The organism is Streptomyces sp. NPDC050806, from assembly GCF_055586425.1.
In genome coordinates, this window is the sequence record NZ_JBVJIF010000010.1 from 318,705 (window position 1) to 340,960 (window position 22,256).

The 22,256-nt window shown below is 70.6% G+C and carries 20 protein-coding genes; 15 read left to right on the plus strand and 5 right to left on the minus strand.

The window, feature by feature from the left end; genetic code table 11:
- Positions 1-44: 44 nt before the first annotated feature.
- The 5 genes from ACZ6WH_RS30835 to ACZ6WH_RS30855 all read right to left on the minus strand — a co-directional run bounded on the left by ACZ6WH_RS30835 (position 45) and on the right by ACZ6WH_RS30855 (position 4,993).
- Positions 45-1,310, minus strand: a complete 1,266-nt coding sequence (locus tag ACZ6WH_RS30835; RefSeq protein ID WP_469732410.1) for a cytochrome P450 — start codon at positions 1,308-1,310, stop codon at positions 45-47.
- Between the two features lie 68 nt (positions 1,311-1,378).
- A complete protein-coding gene (locus tag ACZ6WH_RS30840; RefSeq protein ID WP_432860391.1) occupies positions 1,379-1,579 on the minus strand; it encodes a ferredoxin in 201 nt (66 codons plus the stop codon).
- Positions 1,563-2,375 (minus strand): TetR/AcrR family transcriptional regulator, encoded by an 813-nt coding sequence (locus ACZ6WH_RS30845; protein WP_469732412.1) that lies wholly within the window; start codon positions 2,373-2,375, stop codon positions 1,563-1,565. The genes ACZ6WH_RS30840 and ACZ6WH_RS30845 overlap by 17 nt, the downstream gene beginning before the upstream one ends.
- A 5-nt stretch (positions 2,376-2,380) precedes the next feature.
- Positions 2,381-3,592, minus strand: coding sequence for a cytochrome P450 (locus tag ACZ6WH_RS30850; RefSeq protein ID WP_469732711.1), 1,212 nt, complete (start codon positions 3,590-3,592; stop codon positions 2,381-2,383).
- Positions 3,593-3,817: 225 nt separating this feature from the next.
- Positions 3,818-4,993, minus strand: coding sequence for an FAD-dependent oxidoreductase (locus ACZ6WH_RS30855; RefSeq protein WP_469732414.1), 1,176 nt, complete (start codon positions 4,991-4,993; stop codon positions 3,818-3,820).
- A gap of 161 nt (positions 4,994-5,154) precedes the next feature.
- On the opposite strand from ACZ6WH_RS30855, the gene ACZ6WH_RS30860 reads away from it, so the two are divergent.
- From ACZ6WH_RS30860 to ahcY, 15 genes are all read left to right on the plus strand, one after another.
- The gene (locus ACZ6WH_RS30860) at positions 5,155-5,868 is read left to right on the plus strand and encodes a TetR/AcrR family transcriptional regulator (RefSeq protein WP_469732416.1); all 714 of its coding nucleotides are present in this window, start codon (positions 5,155-5,157) and stop codon (positions 5,866-5,868) included.
- Positions 5,869-6,167: 299 nt separating this feature from the next.
- Positions 6,168-7,616: an MFS transporter gene (locus ACZ6WH_RS30865; protein ID WP_432860399.1), complete on the plus strand. Its 1,449-nt coding sequence runs from the start codon at positions 6,168-6,170 to the stop codon at positions 7,614-7,616.
- 182 nt (positions 7,617-7,798) lie between these two features.
- On the plus strand, positions 7,799-9,028 hold the full coding sequence (locus ACZ6WH_RS30870; protein WP_469732419.1) for a trans-sulfuration enzyme family protein: 1,230 nt from the start codon (positions 7,799-7,801) through the stop codon (positions 9,026-9,028).
- 125 nt (positions 9,029-9,153) lie between these two features.
- Complete coding sequence (locus ACZ6WH_RS30875; protein WP_432860403.1) at positions 9,154-9,666, plus strand: MaoC family dehydratase; 513 nt, start codon at positions 9,154-9,156, stop codon at positions 9,664-9,666.
- 43 nt (positions 9,667-9,709) lie between these two features.
- Positions 9,710-10,549, plus strand: a complete 840-nt coding sequence (locus ACZ6WH_RS30880; protein ID WP_469732421.1) for an SAM-dependent methyltransferase — start codon at positions 9,710-9,712, stop codon at positions 10,547-10,549.
- Complete coding sequence (locus tag ACZ6WH_RS30885) at positions 10,546-11,637, plus strand: methyltransferase domain-containing protein (protein WP_469732423.1); 1,092 nt, start codon at positions 10,546-10,548, stop codon at positions 11,635-11,637. Before ACZ6WH_RS30880 ends, ACZ6WH_RS30885 begins: the two co-directional genes overlap by 4 nt.
- 29 nt (positions 11,638-11,666) lie before the next feature.
- Entirely contained in the window at positions 11,667-12,557 is an 891-nt protein-coding gene (locus ACZ6WH_RS30890) for a diiron oxygenase (RefSeq protein ID WP_469732425.1), read from the plus strand.
- An 86-nt stretch (positions 12,558-12,643) separates the two neighbouring features.
- On the plus strand, positions 12,644-13,546 hold the full coding sequence (locus ACZ6WH_RS30895; protein WP_469732427.1) for a class-II aminoacyl-tRNA synthetase family protein: 903 nt from the start codon (positions 12,644-12,646) through the stop codon (positions 13,544-13,546).
- Positions 13,547-13,604: 58 nt separating this feature from the next.
- Complete coding sequence (locus ACZ6WH_RS30900; protein WP_469732429.1) at positions 13,605-14,045, plus strand: holo-ACP synthase; 441 nt, start codon at positions 13,605-13,607, stop codon at positions 14,043-14,045.
- Positions 14,046-14,055: 10 nt separating this feature from the next.
- A complete protein-coding gene (locus ACZ6WH_RS30905) occupies positions 14,056-14,298 on the plus strand; it encodes an acyl carrier protein (RefSeq protein WP_362216837.1) in 243 nt (80 codons plus the stop codon).
- 1 nt (position 14,299) lies between these two features.
- Positions 14,300-15,505 (plus strand): methionine adenosyltransferase, encoded by a 1,206-nt coding sequence (gene metK / locus ACZ6WH_RS30910; protein WP_469732432.1) that lies wholly within the window; start codon positions 14,300-14,302, stop codon positions 15,503-15,505.
- Positions 15,506-15,525: 20 nt separating this feature from the next.
- Entirely contained in the window at positions 15,526-16,509 is a 984-nt protein-coding gene (locus ACZ6WH_RS30915; RefSeq protein WP_469732434.1) for a carbohydrate kinase family protein, read from the plus strand.
- The gene (gene metH / locus ACZ6WH_RS30920; protein WP_469732436.1) at positions 16,506-19,970 is read left to right on the plus strand and encodes a methionine synthase; all 3,465 of its coding nucleotides are present in this window, start codon (positions 16,506-16,508) and stop codon (positions 19,968-19,970) included. The genes ACZ6WH_RS30915 and metH overlap by 4 nt, the downstream gene beginning before the upstream one ends.
- Positions 19,967-20,830: a methylenetetrahydrofolate reductase [NAD(P)H] gene (metF, locus tag ACZ6WH_RS30925; RefSeq protein ID WP_469732438.1), complete on the plus strand. Its 864-nt coding sequence runs from the start codon at positions 19,967-19,969 to the stop codon at positions 20,828-20,830. The genes metH and metF overlap by 4 nt, the downstream gene beginning before the upstream one ends.
- Positions 20,823-22,244 (plus strand): adenosylhomocysteinase, encoded by a 1,422-nt coding sequence (ahcY, locus tag ACZ6WH_RS30930; protein ID WP_469732440.1) that lies wholly within the window; start codon positions 20,823-20,825, stop codon positions 22,242-22,244. The genes metF and ahcY overlap by 8 nt, the downstream gene beginning before the upstream one ends.
- Positions 22,245-22,256: the final 12 nt, after the last annotated feature.

The window sequence follows — 22,256 nt, forward strand, 5'->3', positions numbered from 1 at the left end:
CGAGGCGTTGCTCTCGCCGTGCGTTCCGGCGGTGGAGGAGCCCTTCACCATGTGACGGGGAGTTCGTGCACGCCGTAGATGACGGCGTCGTGCTTGAAGGGGAGTTGCTCCAGGTCGACGGCGGTGCGCAGGGTGGGGATGCGGCGGAAGAGGGTGGGGTAGAGGACCTGGAGCTCCATCCGGGCCAGGGGCTGGCCGACGCAGTGGTGGGTTCCGGCGCCGAAGGCCAGGTGGGGGCGGGCGTTGCGGGTGATGTCCAGGGTGTCGGGGTCGGGGAAGACCCGCGGGTCGCGGTTGGCGAGTTCGCTGAGGAGGATGACGCCCTCTCCGGCGCGGATGGTCCGCCCGGCGACCTCGATGTCCTCCAGCGCGGTCCGGCGCCGCCCGAGGTGGACGATGGAGAGGTAGCGCAGCAGCTCCTCCACCGCGGCGGCGACCACCTTGGGGTCGTCGGTGTCCCGGACGACGGCGAGCTGGTCCGGGTGCTCCAGCAGCAGGAGCGTACCCAGCGTGATCATGTTGGCGGTGGTCTCGTGCCCGCCGAGGAGCAGCAGCACGCCCATCGTGGCCGCCTGGTGCCGGGTGAGCTCGCCCGCCTCGATGCGCGCGCCGAGCTGGGACAGCAGGTCGTCGCCGGGTTCGCTGATCTTCTTGCCGACCAGGTCGTCGAGGTACTCGGCGAGGTGGGTGTGGGCGGCGGTCCGCTCCTCGGCCGTGGCGACGGAGGAGACGATGGTCTTGCTGTTGCGCTGGAAGAACTCGTGGTCCTCGTAGGGCACCCCGAGCAGTTCGGAGATGACCAGGGAGGGGAGCGGCAGCGCGAGCGACTGGACCAGGTCGGCGGGCTTGGGGCCCGCGAGCATGCTGTCGAGGAAGCCGTCCGTCATCCGCTGTACGGCGGGGCGCAGCGCCTCGATCCGTTTGATGGTGAAGACCCCGCTGACCATGCGCCGCAGCCGAGCGTGTTCCGGGTCGTCCATGCCGACGAAGCTCATGTCCCGCTTCCCCTTGCCGGCCTTCTCGGGGTCGACGGGGCTGGGGAAGCCGGGGTTCGAGAAGTCGGCGCTGAGGCGGGGGTCGGAGAGCAGGGCCTTCTGCTCGGCGTGGCTGGTGACGACCCAGGGGGCGCTTTCGCCCCATGACCTGACGCGGCTCACCGGGCCGCGGTCCCGCAGGGCACGCATCTCCGCCGAGACACCGAAGGGACAGGCGGCGGAACGGGGGGCGGGAAAGTCGGGGAGGTCGGAGAGGTCGGGGAGCTCGGGGAGGCCGGCGGGGGCGGCGTCCGGCGTGGGCGCGGTGCTGGTCATGGCTGTCCTTCGTTGGTCGGGCCGACGCGTCCGGCGACCGCCGGCGCACATCCGGGGCTGCTGGTGCGTTACGCGTCCTCGCCGAGGTGGATGGCCGCTGCCGGGCACACGACGGCGGATTCCCGTACCGCCTCGTGCTGTTCCGCTGCCGGCCGGTCGTCGAGCAGCACGACGATGCCGTCCTCGTCGCGCTGGTCGAAGACGTCCGGCGCGATCATGACGCACTGCCCTGCGCCGCAGCATTTCTCCTCGTCAACGCTGATCTTCATGGTCAGGTGTCTCCCTTCGGTGTGGTGTCTTCGATGCCGTGTGCTCGGTGTGTTGGGTGTATGCGGTGTGCTCGGTGTTTGGTGTGCTCGGTATGGGGGCTCGGTGTGGACTGGTCGGTGCGGGTCGGCTGTCGCGCCCGAGTGGTGTGACCGGGGCGGTCAGGAGGCCGACGATCGCGTCCGTCAGCGCGTCGGCCGTGCGGTTCCAGGATTCGTGCAGCAGAGCGGGGTTCTCGGCCAGGGCCCGCTCCCGTTCCGCGCACATATGCGTGATCAGGTTGCGGGCCATGGCCCCGCGCTCGGCGCGTACCCCGGTCGGCAGATCCGCGAGGCAGCGCCCGAGTCCGTCGAGGACCTGCCGCAGGGACGGGCGGGCGCACGCCTCCTCGGAGACGAGCACGCGCATCGCGGGGTCGGTCATGACCTGGGCCGCCAGCCGGGCATGCCAGGACGGGGAACCGAGCGAGGCCAGATGCTCCATGACCGGTCTGACCAGCGCCTCGACCCAGTCCCTGAGGTCCGCGTCGCCGTCGAGCGCCGCCACGTACCGCTGCCGGATCCGGTCGGCCCGCTCGCCGTGCCGGGCCATGATCGCGCGTACCAGGTCGGACCTGCTGCCGAAGTGGTAGCCGACGGCCGTGACGTTCCGCTGGCCGGCCGCCCGGCCGATCTGCCGGTGGGAGACGGCGGACAGCCCGTACTCGCCGAAGAGCCGTTCCGCCGCGGACAGGATCGCCTCACGCGTGCCCGCCGTACGGTCCCGTTGCTCTCGCTGCTCCCGCTGAACGGACCGCACAACGGTCACCAGGTGACAGGCAGTTCACGCAGCGGTGCGGTAAGCAGCCCTTCGTGAGCACGCAACTCCTCGACAGATACGGCAAGTTCGAGGGTGGGCAGGCGGCGCAACAGCACAGTGAGCGCGGCCTGCATCTCGGTGCGGGCGAGCGGCTGGCCCAGGCAGGAGTGCGAGCCGGCGCCGAAGGCGAGGTGCCGGTTGGGGCTGCGCCCCAGGTCCATCTCGTGCGCGTTGTCCCACGCACTCTCATCACGGTTGGCGGCCGCCATGCTGCACACCACCGTGGTCCCCGCGGGCACCGCACCGCCGGGGAGTTCGGTGTCCTCGTGGGCGTAGCGCAGCATGCCGAAGTTGGCGCCGTTCGGGTCGAACCGCAGGCTCTCCTCCACCGCGAGCCGCACCAGCGCGGGCTCGGCCAGCAGCCGTTCCCAGCGCCGCCGGTCCGCGAGCAGATGCGCCACCATCAGCCCGATGAAGCCCGCCGTGGTCTCGTGCCCGGCCAGCAACAGCGCCTGTCCCGTGGCCACCAGGGCCTCCTCGGACATCGGCTCGCCCGCGCCGTCCGCGCCGGTCATCAGCAGGCTGAGCAGGTCGTCCCCGGGCTCGGCCCGTTTGCCCTCGATGAGGCCGGCCATGTACGCGGCGAAGTCCTGGTACGCCGCCGCCATGTCGTCCTTCGTGTACCGCGTGGTGTTCAGGAAGATGTCCGACCAGGTCTTGAACCGGTCCCGGTCGCTCTCCGGCACCCCGAGCACGCGGCAGATGACGTACACCGGCAGCGGGAACGCCAGCCCGGACACCAGGTCGGCCGGGCGGCCCCGCGCCACCATCCCGTCGATGAGGCGGTCGGCCATGGCCTCCATGTCCGGCCGCAGCGCGGCCATCCGCTTCGCCGTGAACCACTTGCCGACCATGCGCCGCCACCGCTCGTGCCCCTGCGCGTTGAGCGTCCTCGCCATCGGGCTGTTGAACACCCCGTCGGCGTCGCCCGCCGAGACCCGGGCGGCATCCGGCCGGGCCAGCCCCTCCCGGCTGAAGCGCGGGTCGGAGAGTGCGGCGCGTACGTCCTCGTACCGGGTCAGCAGGGCCGCCCGGTCGCCGCTCGGCAGGGTCACCGACGCCACGGGGCACTTCTCCCGCAGCTCCGCCCACCGCTCGGAGGGCTCCAGCGCCGACGGCGCCCGCAACGGATAGGGCAGCGACTCCACGTCCCGCATGTCTGTCACCGGGCCTCCTCTGCACTCTGACCTCCGACGTCGACCTGTGGCCGTGCTGGCCGACGGGTCGCGACGGGGTGCGACGGGTTGCGTCCGCTGGGCAGTGAACACCCCGGAGCAGAGTTAAGTCAATCGCATGACTTACGGTTGCGGCGAGCAACTACTGAGTCGGCCATCGGATCTGCGCAAGCACGGGCTGCCGGTCTGTGCCGCGCCCGGCCCGTGTCACGGCGCCTCGGCCGTCGCCTCCTCCTCGCCGGAGAACAGTGCGACCAGGTCGCCGGCCGTGAAGTCCGCGTGGAAGAGGAGTTCCAGGTTCGCGGCGGACTCGGCGGCCTTCTCGGCGCTGCGCGGGAACAGTGCTTCTTCGTACGCGGCGAGGGCCTTCTCGGTGTCGCCGGGGTGGGCGGCGAGGGCCTGCGCGAGCTCGGCGCCGTCGAGCATGGCGAGGTTCGCCCCCTCGCCCGCGAACGGCGACATGAGGTGCGCGGCGTCGCCCAGCAGCGTGACGCCCGGGACGCGCTCCCAGCGCTGCCCGGCCGGCAGCGCGTTGATCTTCCGCGGTACCAGCGGGCCGTCCGCGTCCGTCACCAGCGCCCGCAGGCTCGCGGCCCACCCTTCGAACTGCTTCAGTACCGCGGCCTTCGCGCCCTCGGTGTCGGAGAAGTCGATCGAGTCGAGCCACTCCTCGCCGGTCCGTACGGCGACATAGATGTGCAGGCTGCCGTCGGACTCGCGGTGGCCGAGGAAGCCCTTGCCGCCGCCGAGCGCGAAGAGCGATCCGCCGCCCACGACGGCCGCGCTGTCCGGGTGCCGGGCGTCCGCGTCGAGCAGATCCACCTCGACGAAGGAGATGCCGGTGTACGCCGGCCTCGCGTCGCTGAGCAGGGGCCGGACGCGCGACCAGGCGCCGTCCGCGCCGATCAGCAGGTCCGTGGTGGCGGTCGAGCCGTCGGCGAACGTCACCTCGTGCGCACCACCGCCCAGCGGCCGGGCGCCGGTGACCTTGTGCCCCCACCGGACGGTGCCCTCGGGCAGTGAGTCGAGCAGCAGGTCGCGCAGCCGGCCCCGGTCGACCTCCGGGCGCTCACCCGTCCCGTCGTCGGCCTCGTCCCAGTGCGGGGTGCCGTGCTGGTCGAGCACCCGGGTGGCCTCGCCGCCGGGGTGCACGAGCGTACGGAAGTCGTCGAGCAGCCCGGCGGCGCGCAGGGCGGCCTGGCCGCTCTCGGTGTGGATGTCGAGCATGCCGCCCTGGGCCCGGGAATAGCGGGATTCCTGCAGGTCATAGACGGTGGCGTCGATGCCGTGCACGTGCAGTGCGCGGGCCAGGACCAGCCCGCCGAGGCCGGCTCCGGCGATGGCGAGGGGGGAGTGGGAAGCGCGGGAAGTGCGGGAAGCCATGGTCGTACTCCTTCGGTGCGTGTGTGGTCGGGTCCTTCGCTGTCGGGTTCCTCCTCACGGTAAACGAACATGTTCGTAACGAACAAGTTCGTAACGAACGCGATCGTGCGAGCGTGGCCGCGGCATTGGTGTCGGCCGAACGTGTTCGCTAGCGTTCTCGCATGTCATCCGACCGCGCCCACCACCGCAGCCGCCGGGAACGCCCGGCCAAGCCCGCCCTCAGCCGCGCGGGGATCATCGACACGGCGGTCCGGCTGCTGCGGGCCGAGGGGCTGCAGCGCGTCACCATGCGGCGCCTGGCGCAGGAGCTCGACACCGGTCCCGCCTCGCTGTACGTGTACGTGGCGAACACGGCCGAGCTGCACGCGGCGGTCCTGGACGAGTTGCTGGGTGACGTGGATCTGACCCCTGTCCGCGACTCCGGTGACTGGCAGGAGCGGATCGAGGCGGTCCTCGTCTCCTACCTCCACGTGCTGTACGAGCACCCCAGCCTGGCCCGCACCGCGCTGGTCACCCGCCCTTCGGGGCCGCACTACCTCGGCCTGCTCGACGCACTGCTCGCCCTGCTCAAGGAGGGCGGCGTTCCCGACGACCGGGCCGCGTGGGGAGTGGACGTACTGCTCCAGGTCGCCACCGCCAATGCCGCGGAGCACGCCACGCTCGACGAGTCGCCGCACGCCGAGAGCGAGTGGCACGCGGTGGCCGAGGCGCTCCGGAACGCCTCACCGGCCGACCACCCGAACATCGCGGGGCGCGCCCCCCAACTCCTGTCCGGCACCCCGCAACAGCGCCGCACCTGGACCTTCCGCATGCTCCTCGCCGGCCTCCAGCACACGCCACTGCCCGAGGGTGTTCCGCAGGCGCCTGCCGAGTAGGCGAGCGGGAGCGCGTCGTCTCCCACGTTTTCGACCGGGTGCGACGCCCCGGAGCCCTGCCCGAAAACCACCTCAAGCCGGTCTTCGTCCGCAACCTCACCCCCCACCACTCCCACGCCGCACGCGGGGGCGGCTGATCAAAGCCGCCCCCGCTTCGCTGGTTGTCCTGGTTTCCGATGTGGGCGGCGACTCCCGCTGCGATCGATGGGACGCACCCTTTTCTTATGTACCCCCCGGGGGTATGTTACTGTCCGCTTCCCAGGTACCCCCTGGGGGTATGTCGGAGAAGGGGTAGTGGAATGTCAACCGTCAATCCGCGGCGCTGGTGGGCACTTGTTGTGCTGGCTGCCGCTCAGTTCATGGTCATCATGGATACGTCGATCATCGGGGTCGCACTTCCCGAGATGCAGAAGGATCTGGGCTTCTCGCAGGGCGAGTTGCAGTGGGTCTTCAACGCGTACGTCATCGCCTTCGGCGGGCTGCTGCTCCTCGGTGGCCGGCTCTCCGACCTGCTCGGTGCGCGGAAGGTCTTCACCGCCGGCTGGGTCGTCCTCATCGCCGGTTCGATCGTCGCGGCGGCCGCTTCCACCGCGTGGGTGGAGGTCGTCGGGCGTGCGGTGCAGGGTGTCGGCGGCGCGCTCATCGCGCCCGCGGCCATGACGCTGCTGATGATGCTCTTCGGGCACAACCCGAAGGAGCTGGGCAAGGCCATGGCGCTGTACGGTGCCGCCGCTCCCGCGGGCGGTACGGCCGGTGTGTTCATGGGCGGTGTCTTCACCGAGTGGATGAGCTGGCCGTGGGTGTTCATCATCTACGTGCCGATCGGCGTCGCCACGCTCGCCGCCACGAAGCTGCTGCCCGCCGTCGAGTCGCGCCGCGGTTCGGTGGACGTGCTGGGCGCCGTGGCCGTGACGGCCGGTCTCGCGCTCGCGGTGTACGCGGTGGTCCGGGCGCCGGAGGTCGGCTGGGGCGCCACGGAGACCGTGCTGGAACTGGTCGGCGCGGCCGCGCTGCTGGTGCTCTTCTTCGTGATCCAGAAGGCCGTCCGGCAGCCGCTCATGCCGCTCGGCATCTGGCGCGTCCCGCGCCTGGGCTCGGCGAACCTCGGCATGACGCTGCTCGGCGCCGCATGGATCCCGATGTGGTACTTCCTCAACCTCTACCTCCAGCAGGTGCTGGGCTACGGCGCGTTCGCGTCCGGCGCTGCGCTGCTGCCGATGACCGTGCTGCTCATGCTCTTCATGACCGTCATCACGGCGAAGCTGATGGCGAAGGTCGGCGCGAAGGCCCTGATCGGCGGCGGTCTGCTGGTCCTCGCGCTGGGTCTGGTGTGGCTGTCGGCCGTCGAGCCGACCGGCACCTTCCTGGTCGATGTGCTGCCCGCCTCGCTGGTGTCCGCGCTGGGCATGTCGCTCGCGTACATCCCGGCGATGATGGCCGCCATGTCCGGCGCCCCGCAGGAGCAGGCGGGCCTGGCCTCCGGCATCGTCAACACCACGTATCAGGTGGGTTCCGCGCTGGGTCTGGCCGCGCTGACCGCGCTCGCCACCTCGCAGGGCGCCGGCGAGCTGGGCAACCTCCCCGCACTGACCGACGGCTTCAGTGCCGCGTTCCTCGGTGCCGCCGCCGTCGCCGCGATCGGCGGGCTCATCACACTGCTCGTGATGCGCAGTGAGAAGGCCGCCGCCGCTGCCGCCGGGCAGGCGCAGGCCGCCCCGGCGTCCCGGGGCGAGCAGGTCGGCGTCTGACCGATGGGCTGCCCGGCAGCCGTACGGCCGCCACCGGACCGGTGGCAGCCTCGCACGCACCAAGGGCCGCTCGATGTCTCGCACCAGGCATCGGGCGGCCTTCGCCATGCATGCGCCCGGAGGGCCGCGAACCTCCGCCCGTACGGGCGCGCAAGTCGCAGTGGATATAAGGGAGTTGGGTCATGTTGGATGGTGGTGGAGCGGTGTCTCGGGTACCGGGGGAGGGTACAGGTCGGCGAGGGTTGGACCTCCGTACCCGGTCCGTGCATGTCCACAATGAGTTCTCGAACGGGGTGAGCCGGCCGCTCAGTGTGCCGATCGTGCAGTCCTCCGCCTTCGCCTTCGATTCGGCCGATGCGCTGGCCGACGCGATGGCGGGGCCGGACGAGCGGTACGTCTACAGTCGGCGCGGCAACCCCACCGTGCGGGCGCTGGAGCGCACCGTCGCCGACCTCGAAGGGGGCGCGGCGGCGATCGCCTTCGCCTCCGGCATGGGGGCCATCAGCGGTGTGCTCCTGGCGTTGCTCGTGCCCGGGGACCACGTCATCGCGCAACGGTGCCTGTACGGCGGGACGTACGCGGTGCTGTCGGACCTGGCGGCCAGGTACGGCATCGACGTCGACTACGTGGCCGGGGACGACGTGGCCGAGTTCGCGCGCCTGGTCCGGCCGCGGACGCGGCTGCTGTTCCTGGAGACCATCGCCAACCCGACCGGACGCGTACCCGACCTCGGCGGGCTGCTCGCCGCCGCGCGCGGGCACGGCGTGGTCGGCGTCGTGGACAACTCGCTGGCCTCGCCCGTGCTCTGCCGTCCGATCGAGCACGGTGCGGACGTCGTGGTGCACTCCTCGACGAAGTACCTCGCCGGGCACTCCGACGTACTCGGCGGCGTGGCCGTCTTCGCCGAGGACGGCCTCCGGCAGCGGGTGTGGCCGCGTACGGTCGAACTCGGCGCCGCGCCCGACCCGTTCGCGGCCTGGCTGACCCTGCGGGGGCTGCCGACGCTGCCGTTGCGGATGCGGCAGCACTGCGCGAACGCCGAACTGCTCGCGGGCCGGCTGGCGGAGCATCCCGCGGTGGCCGCCGTCCACTGGCCCTGGCTGGCCGGCCATCCCTCGTACGACATGGCCCGCAAGGTGCTCGCGGGTGGCGGCGGGATGGTCTCGTTCGAGCTGGCCGGCGGGCGGGCGGCGGGGCGCGCGTTCATCGAGCGGGTGCGGCTCGCCCGGCTGGCGCTCTCGCTCGGCGGTGTGGAGACCCTCGTCGCGCACCCGGCCTCCACCTCTCACCGGGAACTGGATGCGGAGGCGCTCTCGGCTGCCGGTATCGGCGCCGGAACAGTGCGGATGTCGGTGGGGGTGGAGCATGCGGAGGATCTGTGGGGCGACATCGAGCAGGCGTTGCGGGCTTGAACGGCCCTACGAAAAAGCAGAGTTGAGGAAGACGGCGCTAGATTTGGATTGACAAAATAAATGGCTGATTCGTAGATTGGGGGCAGCTCAGAGAAGCACTCTTCAGCTCAAGGGGGAGGCGCGCCATGCGCTACTTCGAGGACTTCCGCGCCGGTGACATCCACGAACTCGGCACCGTCACCGTCACCGAGGAGGAGGTGCTGGAGTTCGCCCGGCGGTTCGACCCGCAGCCCTTCCACACCGATCCCGGGCTGGCGAAGCGGTCGCCCTTCGGCGGGCTGATCGCCAGCGGCTTTCACACCTCGGCGCTGTTCATGCGGCGCTACGTCGACGGGCTGCTCGCCTACAGCGCCTGTGCCGGCTCGCCCGGCATCGACGAGATCCGCTACCACCGGCCGGTCCGGCCGGGCGACACACTGACCGCCCGCATCGAGGTGCTCGGCTCGCGCCCCTCTCTGGGCAACCCCGCCACCGGCATCGTGCAGCCCCGCTGCGAGCTGGTGGCCGCTGACGGGACGGTCGTGTTCAGCATGATCCTGCACAGCATCTTCCGGCGGCGCCCCGCCGACTCCTCCGCCCGTACCCCCGTGTCGATGCCCGCGGCGGAGGACCCGGTCGGCTGCGCACGGATCAGCTGAGCACGGCCGTCCTCCCACACCGTCCCAAGTGAAGGGGGCCTTCATGGAGGCCGTATCCCGCACCGCCCAGTGGACCGCCGCAGCGCGGGCCCTGGAGACCGAACGTGAGGACCGGCTCTTCGCCGACCCGTACGCCCGCACCGTCGCCGACGAGATCGGCTTCGAGCTGCTGGAGCGCTACGCGGGCGCCGGAACCGTACCGTTCCTCGCCATCCGCACCACCTACCTCGACCGCGCCGTCAGCCGTGCGGTCAACGACAAGGGCATCCAGCAGGTCGTCTTCCTGGCCGCCGGCATGGACACCCGCTTCTACCGGCTGGAGTGGCCGGCCGGCGTCACCGTCTACGAGCTGGACCGGCCGGCCCTGCTGGACGCCAAGGCCGCGATGCTGGCCGGGGAGCCCGCACCGGCCGGGCGCGAGCGCCGCACCGTGGCCGTCGACCTCACCCAGGACTGGACCGGCCCGCTGAAGGAAGCCGGCTGGCGATCGGAGCTGCCCACGCTCTGGGTCGTGGAGGGGCTGCTGTTCTTCCTGCCGGAGGCCGCGGTGCGCACGCTCATCACCACCCTGGCCGGGCAGAGCGCTCCGGGGTCGGTGCTCCTCGGTGACGTGATCAGCCGGGCCGCGCTGCAGAACCCGCTGTCCCGGCCCTTCCTCAGGGCGCTCGAAGAGGACGGCAACCCCTGGCTGTTCGGTACGGAGGAGCCCGAGCGGCTGCTCGCCGAGTGCGGCTGGGCGGTACGCGAGGTCAAGCAGCCGGGGGAGGACGGCGCCGACTTCGGCCGCTGGCCCTACTCCGTAACACCGCGCGAGGTGCCCCGCGTCCCGCGCTCCTTCCTGTTCACCTGCGACCTGCCGACCGGCGAGGAGAACCCCTCATGACCACGGTGACGACCACCCCGGTCGCCCCGGCCGCCACCGCTGCCGCCGACTTCCACCAGCGCGTCATCGGGGACGCGGCAGCCGCCGTACGCGGTCTGACCGTCTCCCTCGGCCGGCGGCTCGGCCTGTACCGCGCGCTCGCCGAGCACGGGCCGCTCACCGCCGCCCAGCTCGCCGAGCGGACGGGCATCAGCGAGCGGTACGCGGTGGAGTGGCTGCACGCCCAGCTCAGCGCGGAGTACGTCGAGCGACGGCAGGACGCCCCCGGTACCGATACGTACGCGCTGCCCGCCGCGCACGCGGCCGTGCTGGCCGATCCCGACGCCGTGACCTACGCGGCCGGCTTCTTCACCGCCCTCAAGGCGCTGTACGCCACCGAGGACCTGCTCGTCGAGGCCTACCGCACCGGCGACGGCGTCGGCTGGGCCGAGCACGACCCGGCCCTCGACACCGGTATGGGCAGCTTCTTCGAGCCGACGTACCAGCACCGCCTCCTCTCCGAGTGGGTGCCGTCGCTGCACGACGTGCCGGAGAAGCTGGCCGCTGGCGGCACCGTCGCGGACGTCGGCTGCGGCGTCGGGCACACCACCCTGCTGATCGCCGAGGCGTTCCCGCACGCCACGGTCCACGGCTTCGACTACTCCGAAGAGGCCATCACCATCGCCCGGCAGCTGGCCGAGGACGCCGGTCTCTCCGACCGGGTGGTCTTCGACGTGGCCTCCGCCGACGACTACCCGGGCACCGGCTACGACCTCGTCACCTTCTTCAACTGCCTGCACGACATGGGGGACCCGGTCGCCGCGGCGCAGCACGTCCGCAAGTCCCTCGACGCGGATGGCACCTGGATGCTCGTCGAGTCGAACGTCTCACCCGACGACGTCGACGCCGGTACCCCCGCCGCCCGGATGTTCATGGCACTGTCCGCGGTGATGTGCCTGCCGGTCGCGGTCGCCCAGCGCGGCCCGCACGCGCTCGGCAACCACTCCGGCGAGCAGGCCTTCCGGGCCATCGCCACCGAGGCCGGCTTCGGCCGCTGGCGGCGCGCCACCGAGACACCCGTCAACGCGGTGTACGAGGTCAGGCCCTGACGGGCACGGTACGAACCGAGGAGAACACCATGGCCGGCTCCGCCCTGCCCACCACCGACCGTTTCCTGGAAGTCCTCGCCCGACTGAGCGAGAAGTCGGTCGAGGACTACTACAACCCCTACCAGCAGTTCGACTGGCCCGAGCGGCTCGACGAGAACCGTATGTGGATGAGCCCCGAGCTGCTCACCCCGTACGGCACCCGGTACTTCGACGAACTGGACGGGGACACCCTCCGCAGGCTCTCGAAGTGGGAGTCGGTGAATTTCTACAGCCTGAACGTGCACGGCATCCGTGAGCTGCTCATCGAGGTCGTCGGCCGGATCCACATGCCCGGCTTCGAGGTGCCGTCGGACTTCTTCCACCACTTCATCGGCGAGGAGAACGAACACATGTGGTTCTTCGCCGAGTTCTGCCGCCGCTACGGCGGCAAGATCTATGGTTCGACCGCCCTGCGCGCCGACTCCGCGTGGGAGCCGGAGGCCGAGAACTTCCTGGTCTTCGCGCGCATCCTGTTCTTCGAGGAGCTGGTCGACCACTACAACTCGCGGATGGCGCAGGACGCGTCGCTGTGCGACACCATCCGCCACGTCAACCGCATCCACCACCAGGACGAGTCCCGCCACATCGCCTTCGGCCGGGAGCTGGTCTCACTGCTGTACACCCGGATGCGGGAGACCCTCGCCGCGGAACGGCTCGCCGAGGTCGAGTCCTACCTCAAGCGCTATGTCGTCTTCAGCGTCAACTCCCTCTACAACCCGCACGTCTACCGCGACGCCGGCATCGCGGACCCGCTGGGTCTCCGCAACGCCCTCATCGCCGACGAGGCCCGCCGGGAGCACGAGCGCAAGGCCATCCGCAAGCCGCTCGCCTTCTTCCTCAGGACCGGCATCTTCTCGGACGACACACTGCCGGCGATCTGACGCCCACCCGCCAGGTACGCCCCCACGTCCTCCCACGTCGTCCCACGTCTTCGTACGTCTTCCTACCCACCACTGCGAGGTGGACCGTGACCACAGCACCACCTGCTCAGCCCCAGTCCCCGAACAAAGAACAGCCGCAGAGCGGGCTGCCGACGCTCGGGCCGGAGGGCACCGCCCTGCTCCGGCTCCTCGACGACACCTTCGAGAGCTGGGGCGTGGCGGCCGGCGCCCGGCCGATGACCATGCCGCCGCTGCTGCCCGCAGCCGATCTGGCGCGGCTCGACTACTACGACAACTTCCCGCAGCAGGCAGTCGTCGCGGCCCCGCTCGACCTGGCGCGCCGCGACACCTCGCCGTTCTGCGCGGACACCGGCTGTTTCCCCTGCCAGGCGCTCCAGCCGGCCGAACTCGGCCTGCCCTCCGCCTCCTGTTACGCCGTCTTCCTGGACCAGCAGGGCCGGCAGGTGGCCGACGACTCGCTCGTCACCATCGTCGGCTGGTGCTTCCGGCAGGAGCAGTACTACGAAGGGCTCCGGCGCCAACTCGCTTTCCGTATGCGGGAGATCGTCGCACTCGGCAGCCGTGACCACGCCGAGGCACACCTGGCCGCCTTCACCGAGCGCATCACCGCCTTCGCCGAGGCGCTCGACCTGCCCCTGCGCAGGGAGGCGGCCTGCGACCCCTTTTACGACAAGGGCAACACCAAGGCACTGCTGCAGCGCCTGTCGCCCGTCAAGCACGAGTTCCTGTACGAGGATCTGGCGATCGCCTCGGTCAACACGCACCGCAACTTCTTCGGTGACCGCTGCGACATCTCCCTGGCCGGCGACGGCGGCCCGGCCTTCACCAGCTGCGTGGCCTTCGGCCTGGAACGCTGGCTGTCCGCGCTCACCCGGCGGCACGGCAGCTGGGCTGCGGCGACCGAGGCGGTGCGCCGCGCGAACGCCGCCGCTCCCGGTCCCGCCCTGTCCGGCCGGCCGGTGACCTGAGGTGCCGGCCCGCCCCACCGCCCCACCGGCGGGCGGCCTGGGCTGGGCGAATCTCGGTATGGACATCGTGTCCGTCACCCGCGTCCGCAGACTCCTCACGGAGTACGGCGAGGAGTTCTTCGGCCGGATGCTGGACACCGGTGAACTGGACGACTGCCGTACGTCCAGCGGCCTGGACCTCCTCGGCCTGTGCGGCCGGATCGCCGCCAAGGAGGCCGCGTTCAAGACGCTGCGCGTCCGTCACGTACTGCTGCCCTGGCGGGACATCGTGGTGCGGCGCGCGGACGGCGGATGGCCGCTCGTCCAGCTCCGGCGCAAGGCAGCCGAGTACGCCGCACAGGCCGGCATCACCGAGATCACCGTCAGCATCAGTCACGACGTGGACTACGCGGTGGCCGTGGCCGCCCCGATCCTCGGCGACCCGGCGGCGGACGACCCCGCACGGGATCGCCCCCACCTCTCTTCCGTACACCCCTCTTCCGCACCATCGGCACCGTAAGGAGCACCCCATGAACGACGGACTGCAGCAGGTCAAGGACTGGATCCTCAAGCGCCACCCGGAGCGCGAGGACATCCCGGGTGACCTGGATCTCATCGAGAACCGCCTGATCGACTCGCTCTCCTTCGTGGAGTTCGTCTTCCTGCTGGAGCAGCAGTGCGGCAGGTCCATCGAGATGGAGACGCTGGAGGTCGACGCCATCCGCACGCTCGACGCCATCGAGGCGAACTTCTTCGGTGCGGAGGTGGACTGACGTGAGCAGACGGCTCTTCACCTCGGAATCCGTCACCGAGGGACACCCCGACAAGATCGCCGACCGGATCAGTGACACCGTTCTGGACGCCCTGCTCGCCCAGGACCCGCGGGCCCGCGTCGCGGTGGAAACACTGATCACCACCGGCCAGGTGCACATCGCGGGCGAGGTCACCACGACCGCGTACGCGCCCATCGCCCAGCTCGTGCGCGACGCCGTGCTCGACATCGGGTACGACTCGTCGGCCAAGGGCTTCGACGGAGCCTCGTGCGGCGTCTCGGTCTCCCTCGGCGCCCAGTCACCGGACATCGCCCGCGGCGTCGACACCATGGACGAGGACAGTGCCGTGGGCGGTGACGAGCTGGGCCGGCAGGGCGCCGGCGACCAGGGGCTGATGTTCGGGTACGCCTGCGACGAGACCCCCGAGCTGATGCCGCTGCCGATCCATCTCGCGCACCGGCTCTCCCAGCGCCTCACCGACGTCCGCAAGGACGGCACCGTTCCCTACCTGCGTCCGGACGGCAAGACCCAGGTCACCATCGAGTACCAGGGCAGCCGCCCGGTGCGCCTGGACACCGTGGTCGTCTCGTCGCAGCACGCGGGCGGCATCGACCTGGACTCCCTGCTGGCGCCCGACATCCGCGCGCACGTGGTCGACCATGTCCTCGGCCGGCTCGCCGAGGACGGCATCAAGCTGGAGACCGACGACTACCGGCTGCTGGTCAACCCCACGGGGCGGTTCGAGATCGGCGGCCCGATGGGCGACGCGGGCCTCACCGGCCGAAAGATCATCATTGATACGTACGGGGGCATGGCCCGGCACGGCGGCGGCGCGTTCTCCGGCAAGGACCCGTCCAAGGTGGACCGCTCCGCCGCCTACGCCATGCGCTGGGTCGCGAAGAACGTGGTGGCCGCCGGCCTGGCCACCCGCTGCGAAGTGCAGGTCGCGTACGCGATCGGCAAGGCCGAGCCGGTCGGTCTCTTCGTCGAGACCTTCGGGACCGCGGTCGTCTCGCAGGCCCGCATCGAGGAATCCATCGGGCAGGTCTTCGACCTCCGCCCCGCGGCGATCATCCGCGACCTGGACCTGCTCCGTCCGGTCTACGCGCAGACCGCCGCGTACGGGCACTTCGGCCGTGAACTCCCCGGCTTCACCTGGGAGCGCACCGACCGCGTGGCGGCCCTGCGCGCGGCCGCCGGTGCCTGACGAGCGGAGGAGACCCCGACATGCGGATCGCGGTCACGGGATCCATCGCCACCGACCATCTGATGACCTTCCCCGGCAACTTCACCGACCAGCTCCTGGCCGACCGGCTGGACCGGGTCTCCCTCTCCTTCCTCGCGGACCGGCTCGACATCCGCAAGGGAGGGGTGGCGGCCAACATCTCCTTCGGCCTCGGCCTGCTCGGGCTGCGCCCGGTGCTGGTGGGCGCGGTCGGCGCCGACTTCGAGCCGTACCGCGTATGGCTCAAGCAGCACGGCGTGGACACGGACTCGGTACGGGTCAGCGAGGAGCTGCACACGGCCCGGTTCGTGTGCACAACGGACCGGATGCAGAACCAGATCGCGACCTTCTACGCCGGGGCGATGGCCGAGGCACGCCACATCGACCTGGGCGCGGTCCTGGCACGGGTGGGACGCCTCGGCCTGGTCATGATCTCGCCGGACGATCCGGAGGCGATGGTGCGTCACACCCGTGCCTGCCGCGCCCTCGGCATCCCGTTCGCGGCCGACCCGTCCCAGCAGCTCGCCCGGCTGACGCGGGCGGACGTGCTGGAGCTGGTGGACGGCGCGCGCTGGCTGTTCACCAACGAGTACGAGTCGGCCCTCCTGGCGGAGCGCACCGGCCTGACCGAGGCGGAGATCCTGCGCCGCGTCGGCTGCTGGATCACCACGCACGGGGCAGCCGGCGCCCGCATCCGGCGGGACGGCCGGCCCCCGCTCGCCGTCCCGGCCGTGGAGGTGGCGGGCGTCGTCGACCCGACCGGGGTGGGCGACGCCTTCCGGGCCGGATTCCTCGCCGGCATGGCGTGGGGCGTCCCTGAGAAGTGCGCGGCCCAGCTGGGCTGCGCGGTCGCCGCTACCGCACTGGACTACGTCGGCACGCAGGAGTACCGCCTCTACCGCGACGCCCTCGTCGCACGCGTCCGCGGCACGTACGGCGTGGGCTGCATCGCCCACCTGGTCGCCCACCTGAAGGAGCTGACATGACGGCCGGACGGGCGGCGACGCTCCGCCGTGCCCTCGCCTCGCGTGTCGTGGTCGCCGACGGAGCCATGGGCACCATGCTCCAGGCCCACGACCCCGGCCTGGACGACTACCAGGGCCACGAGGGCTGCAACGAGATCCTCAATCTCACCCGCCCCGACATCGTGCGTTCGGTCCACGAGGAGTACTTCTCGGTGGGCGTCGACTGCGTGGGGACCAACACCTTCGGCGCGAACCACGCGGCGCTGGGGGAGTACGGCATCCCCGAGCGGGTCTTCGAGCTGTCCGAGTCCGGGGCGCGCATCGCCCGCGAGGCCGCGGACACCTTCACCGCACGGGACGGGCAGCCCCGCTGGGTCCTGGGCTCGATCGGCCCGGGTACCAAACTCCCCACGCTCGGCCACGCCCGGTACGGAACGCTCCGGGACGCGTACGAGCAGAACGCGGCCGGGCTCCTCCGGGGCGGTGCGGACGCGCTGCTGGTGGAGACCGCCCAGGACCTGCTGCAGGCCAAGGCCGCGGTACTGGGCGCCCGGCGGGCCCTGGAGTCGGCGGGCAGCGATCTGCCGCTGATCGTCTCGGTGACGGTGGAGACGACCGGGACGATGCTGCTGGGGTCGGAGATCGGTGCGGCGCTGACGGCGCTGGAGCCGCTGGGCATCGACATGATCGGTCTGAACTGCGCGACCGGTCCGGCCGAGATGAGCGAGCACCTGCGCTATCTGGCCCGTCATTCCCGCGTGCCGATCTCCTGCATGCCCAATGCGGGCCTGCCGGTGCTGGGCAAGGACGGCGCGCACTATCCGCTGACGGCGGGCGAGCTGGCCGACGCCCAGGAGACCTTCGTACGGGACTACGGGATTTCGCTGGTGGGCGGCTGCTGCGGTACGACCCCGGAGCATCTGCGCAGCGTTGTCGAGCGGGTACGCGGCAGGGCGCCGGCGCCCCGGGCCCCGCGTCCGGAACCGGGCGCGGCATCCCTCTACGCCCACGTCCCGTTCCGGCAGGACACCTCGTATCTGGCGATCGGTGAGCGGACCAACGCCAATGGTTCGAAGAAGTTCCGCGAGGCGATGCTGGATGCCCGCTGGGACGACTGTGTGGAGATGGCCCGGGACCAGATCCGCGAGGGCGCGCACATGCTGGATCTGTGCGTGGACTACGTGGGCCGCGATGGCGTGGCGGACATGACCGAGCTGGCCGGGCGGTTTGCCACGGCCTCGACGCTGCCGATCGTGCTGGACTCCACCGAGGTTCCCGTGATCCGGGCGGGGCTGGAGAAGCTCGGCGGCCGCGCGGTGATCAACTCGGTGAACTACGAGGACGGTGACGGGCCGGAGTCGCGCTTTGCGAAGGTCACGGCGCTGGCCCGGGAGCACGGGGCGGCGCTGATCGCGCTGACCATCGATGAGGAGGGGCAGGCCCGTACTCCCGAGCACAAGGTCGCCATCGCCGAGCGGATCATCGCCGATCTGACGGGGAACTGGGGCATCCGCGAGTCCGACATCCTCATCGACACCCTGACCTTCACCATCTGCACCGGTCAGGAGGAGTCCCGCAAGGACGGCATCGCCACCATCGAGGCGATCCGCGAGCTCAAGCGCCGCCACCCGGAGGTGCAGACCACGCTGGGCCTGTCCAACATCTCCTTCGGCCTGAACCCGGCCGCGCGCATCCTGCTGAACTCCGTGTTCCTGGACGAGTGCGTCAAGGCGGGCCTGGACTCGGCGATCGTGCACGCCTCCAAGATCCTGCCGATCGCGCGCCTGGACGAGGAGCAGGTCAAGGTCGCCCACGACCTGATCTACGACCGCCGCGAAGAGAACTACGACCCCCTGCAGAAGCTCATGGAGCTCTTCGAGGGGGTATCCACCAAGTCGCTGAAGGCCGGCAAGGCCGAGGAACTGCTCGCCCTTCCGCTGGAGGAGCGCCTCCAGCGCCGCATCATCGACGGCGAGAAGAACGGCCTGGACGCCGACCTCGACGAGGCCCTGCTGACCCGCCCCGCGCTCGACATCGTCAACGACACCCTCCTGGCGGGCATGAAAGTCGTCGGCGAGCTCTTCGGCTCCGGGCAGATGCAGCTGCCGTTCGTGCTCCAGTCCGCCGAGGTCATGAAGGCCGCGGTCGCGCACCTCGAACCGCACATGGAGAAGTCGGATTCCGAGGGCAAGGGCACCATCGTGCTGGCCACCGTCCGCGGCGACGTCCATGACATCGGCAAGAACCTGGTGGACATCATCCTGTCCAACAACGGCTACAACGTCGTCAACCTCGGCATCAAGCAGCCGGTCTCGGCGATCCTGGAGGCGGCTGAGGAGCACAAGGCCGACGTCATCGGCATGTCGGGCCTGCTGGTGAAGTCCACGGTGATCATGAAGGAGAACCTGGAGGAACTGAATAGCCGGGGCCTGTCCCGGCAGTTCCCGGTGATTCTCGGCGGCGCGGCGCTGACCCGTGCGTATGTGGAGCAGGACCTGCACGAGATCTACGAGGGCGAGGTCCGCTACGCCCGCGATGCCTTCGAGGGCCTGCGTCTGATGGACGCCCTCATCGCGGTCAAGCGTGGCGTGCCCGGGGCGACGCTGCCGGAGCTGAAGCAGCGCAGGGTCCCCAAGCGGGACACCGCGGCGCTGGAGGTCGAGGAGCCCGAGGGCGCGGTCCGCTCCGACGTGGCCACGGACAACCCCGTCCCGGAGCCGCCGTTCTGGGGCACCCGTGTGGTGAAGGGCATCCAGCTCGCCGACTACGCCTCCTGGCTGGACGAGGGCGCACTGTTCAAGGGCCAGTGGGGCCTGCGACGGGAGCAGATCGAGACCGACGGCCGGCCGCGGCTCCGCATGTGGCTGGATCGGCTGCGTACGGAGAACCTGCTCGAAGCGGCCGTTGTGCACGGGTACTTCCGGTGTGTTTCCAAGGGAGACGATCTGCTCGTCCTGGACGAGGACGGGACGGAGCGGACCCGCTTCACCTTCCCGCGGCAGCGTCGCGGCCGGCGGCTGTGCCTGGCGGACTTCTTCCGCCCGGAGGAGTCCGGCGAGACCGATGTCGTCGGCCTCCAGGTCGTCACCGTGGGCTCGAAGATCGGCGAGGAGACCGCCAAGCTGTTCGCGGCCGACTCCTACCGCGACTACCTGGAGCTGCACGGCCTCTCCGTCCAGCTCGCCGAGGCCCTCGCCGAGTACTGGCACGCCCGCGTCCGCGCCGAACTGGGAATCCAGGGCGGCGACCCCAGCGACATGGGGGACATGTTCCGTGCCGAGTACCAGGGATGCCGCTACTCCCTCGGGTATCCGGCCTGTCCCGACCTGGCGGACCGCGCGAAAATCGCGGATCTGTTGCGTCCCGAGCGCATCGGGGTCGTGCTCTCCGAGGAGTTCCAGCTCCACCCGGAGCAGTCCACGGACGCCCTCGTCGCCCATCACCCGGAAGCGGGTTACTTCAACGCCGGGAGACGGATATGACGTCCGCCCCGACGTTCTCCTTCGAGTTCTTCCCGCCGAAGACGCCGGCCGGCGAGCGGGTGCTGTGGGAGACGATCCGCCGAGTGGAGGCCCTGGCACCGGACTTCGTGTCCGTGACGTACGGCGCCGGGGGTTCCTCCCGCGGCCGTACCGTCGACGTGACCCGGCGCATCGCCGACGAGACGACCCTGCGCCCGGTGGCCCATCTGACCGCCGTCGGGCACTCGGTCGCCGAGCTGCGTGCCATCATCGGCAGCTACGCCGATGCGGGCATCCGCGATGTCCTCGCGCTGCGTGGCGACCCGCCGGGAGACCCCGGGGGGACGTGGCGCCCGCACCCGCAGGGCCTCACGTACGCGTACGAACTCGTCGAACTGGTCCGTTCGCTGGGGGACTTCACCATCGGCGTCGCCGCCTTCCCCGAGGGGCATCCGCGCTCCCGCGACCGGGACAGCGACCTCCGCCACTTCGTCGCCAAGTGCCGGGCGGGTGCCGACTACGCCATCACGCAGATGTTCTTCCACGTCGAGGACTATCTGCGGCTGCGGGACCGGGTGGCCGCCGCCGGCTGTGTCACCCCGATCATTCCGGAGATCATGCCGGCCACCGACGTACGCCAGATCCGCCGGTTCGCGGAACTCAGCGGCGCCGCCTTCCCCGAAGACCTGGCCCACCGCCTGGAAGCCGCCCGGGACCGGCCGGCGGAAGGGCACCTCATCGGCGTCGAGTACGCCTCGGAGATGGCCACACGTCTCCTCGCCGAAGGCGCGCCCGGACTCCACTACATCACTCTCAACCGCTCCACAGCGGCCCTCGACATCCACCGCAACGTCCTCACGTCAAGGAGTGTCCATGCCTGATCACAAGGTCGCCGACCTTTCCCTGGCCGCCTTCGGCCGCAAGGAGATCACCCTCGCCGAGCACGAGATGCCCGGCCTGATGGCGATCCGAAGGGAGTACGCCGCGGCGCAGCCGCTGGCCGGCGCCCGGATCACGGGGTCCTTGCACATGACCGTGCAGACGGCCGTGCTGATCGAGACCCTGGTCGCGCTGGGCGCCGAGGTCCGCTGGGCCTCCTGCAACATCTTCTCCACCCAGGACCACGCCGCCGCGGCCATCGCCGTCGGCCCGAACGGCACCCCCGACGCCCCCCAGGGCGTTCCGGTGTTCGCCTGGAAGGGCGAGACGCTGGAGGAGTACTGGTGGTGCACGGAACGGGCTCTCAGCTGGCCCGGCGGGTCCGGTCCGAACATGATCCTGGACGACGGCGGTGACGCCACCCTCCTCGTCCACAAGGGCGTCGAGTACCAGAAGGCCGGTGCCGTCCCCGATCCCTCGACGGCCGACAACGAGGAACTTGCCGTCGTACTGGCCCTGTTGGGCGCCAGTACCTGCGACTGGTCCGCCGTCGCTTCGGAGATCCGCGGCGTGACCGAGGAGACCACCACCGGTGTGCACCGGCTGTACGAGATGCACCGGGACGGCACTCTCCTCTTCCCGGCGATCAACGTGAACGACGCCGTGACGAAGTCGAAGTTCGACAACAAGTACGGCTGCCGGCACTCGCTGGTGGACGGCATCAACCGCGCCACCGATGTCCTGATCGGCGGCAAGACCGCCGTCATCTGCGGCTATGGCGATGTGGGCAAGGGCTGCGCGGAGTCGCTGCGCGGCCAGGGCGCCCGTGTGATCGTCACCGAGGTGGACCCGATCTGCGCGCTGCAGGCGGCGATGGACGGCTACCAGGTGACCACGCTGGAGGAGGTGGTGGAGACGGCGGACATCTTCGTCACCACCACCGGCAACAAGGACATCATCATGGCCTCGGACATGGCCCGGATGAAGCACCAGGCGATCGTCGGGAACATCGGTCACTTCGACAACGAGATCGACATGGCCGGCCTGGCGCAGATCGAGGGCATCGTCAAGGACGAGGTCAAGCCGCAGGTGCACACCTGGACCTTCCCCGACGGCAAGGTCCTGATCGTGCTGTCCGAGGGCCGGCTGCTGAACCTGGGCAACGCCACCGGTCATCCCTCGTTCGTGATGTCCAACTCCTTCGCGGACCAGACGCTGGCACAGATCGAGCTGTTCACCAAGCCGAGTGAGTACCCGACCGATGTCTACGTGCTGCCCAAGCACCTGGACGAGAAGGTCGCACGTCTCCACCTGGACTCCCTGGGCGTCAAGCTCACCACGCTCCGCCCGGAGCAGGCCGCGTACATCGGCGTGGAGGTCGAGGGCCCGTACAAGCCCGACCACTACCGCTACTGACGCTACTGAGAG

Coding starts and splice junctions, on each gene's coding strand:
- ACZ6WH_RS30890 (WP_469732425.1), top strand. CDS start 11,667: ATGGCCGGCTCCGCCCTGCCCACCACCGACCGTTTCCTGGAAGTCCTC.
- ACZ6WH_RS30860 (WP_469732416.1), top strand. CDS start 5,155: ATGTCATCCGACCGCGCCCACCACCGCAGCCGCCGGGAACGCCCGGCC.
- ACZ6WH_RS30905 (WP_362216837.1), top strand. CDS start 14,056: ATGAACGACGGACTGCAGCAGGTCAAGGACTGGATCCTCAAGCGCCAC.
- ACZ6WH_RS30870 (WP_469732419.1), top strand. CDS start 7,799: ATGTTGGATGGTGGTGGAGCGGTGTCTCGGGTACCGGGGGAGGGTACA.
- metH (WP_469732436.1), top strand. CDS start 16,506: ATGACGGCCGGACGGGCGGCGACGCTCCGCCGTGCCCTCGCCTCGCGT.
- ahcY (WP_469732440.1), top strand. CDS start 20,823: ATGCCTGATCACAAGGTCGCCGACCTTTCCCTGGCCGCCTTCGGCCGC.
- ACZ6WH_RS30900 (WP_469732429.1), top strand. CDS start 13,605: ATGGACATCGTGTCCGTCACCCGCGTCCGCAGACTCCTCACGGAGTAC.
- ACZ6WH_RS30865 (WP_432860399.1), top strand. CDS start 6,168: ATGTCAACCGTCAATCCGCGGCGCTGGTGGGCACTTGTTGTGCTGGCT.
- ACZ6WH_RS30835 (WP_469732410.1), bottom strand. CDS start 1,310: ATGACCAGCACCGCGCCCACGCCGGACGCCGCCCCCGCCGGCCTCCCC.
- ACZ6WH_RS30915 (WP_469732434.1), top strand. CDS start 15,526: ATGCGGATCGCGGTCACGGGATCCATCGCCACCGACCATCTGATGACC.
- ACZ6WH_RS30855 (WP_469732414.1), bottom strand. CDS start 4,993: ATGGCTTCCCGCACTTCCCGCGCTTCCCACTCCCCCCTCGCCATCGCC.
- ACZ6WH_RS30850 (WP_469732711.1), bottom strand. CDS start 3,592: ATGCGGGACGTGGAGTCGCTGCCCTATCCGTTGCGGGCGCCGTCGGCG.
- ACZ6WH_RS30840 (WP_432860391.1), bottom strand. CDS start 1,579: ATGAAGATCAGCGTTGACGAGGAGAAATGCTGCGGCGCAGGGCAGTGC.
- metF (WP_469732438.1), top strand. CDS start 19,967: ATGACGTCCGCCCCGACGTTCTCCTTCGAGTTCTTCCCGCCGAAGACG.
- ACZ6WH_RS30880 (WP_469732421.1), top strand. CDS start 9,710: ATGGAGGCCGTATCCCGCACCGCCCAGTGGACCGCCGCAGCGCGGGCC.
- ACZ6WH_RS30885 (WP_469732423.1), top strand. CDS start 10,546: ATGACCACGGTGACGACCACCCCGGTCGCCCCGGCCGCCACCGCTGCC.
- ACZ6WH_RS30875 (WP_432860403.1), top strand. CDS start 9,154: ATGCGCTACTTCGAGGACTTCCGCGCCGGTGACATCCACGAACTCGGC.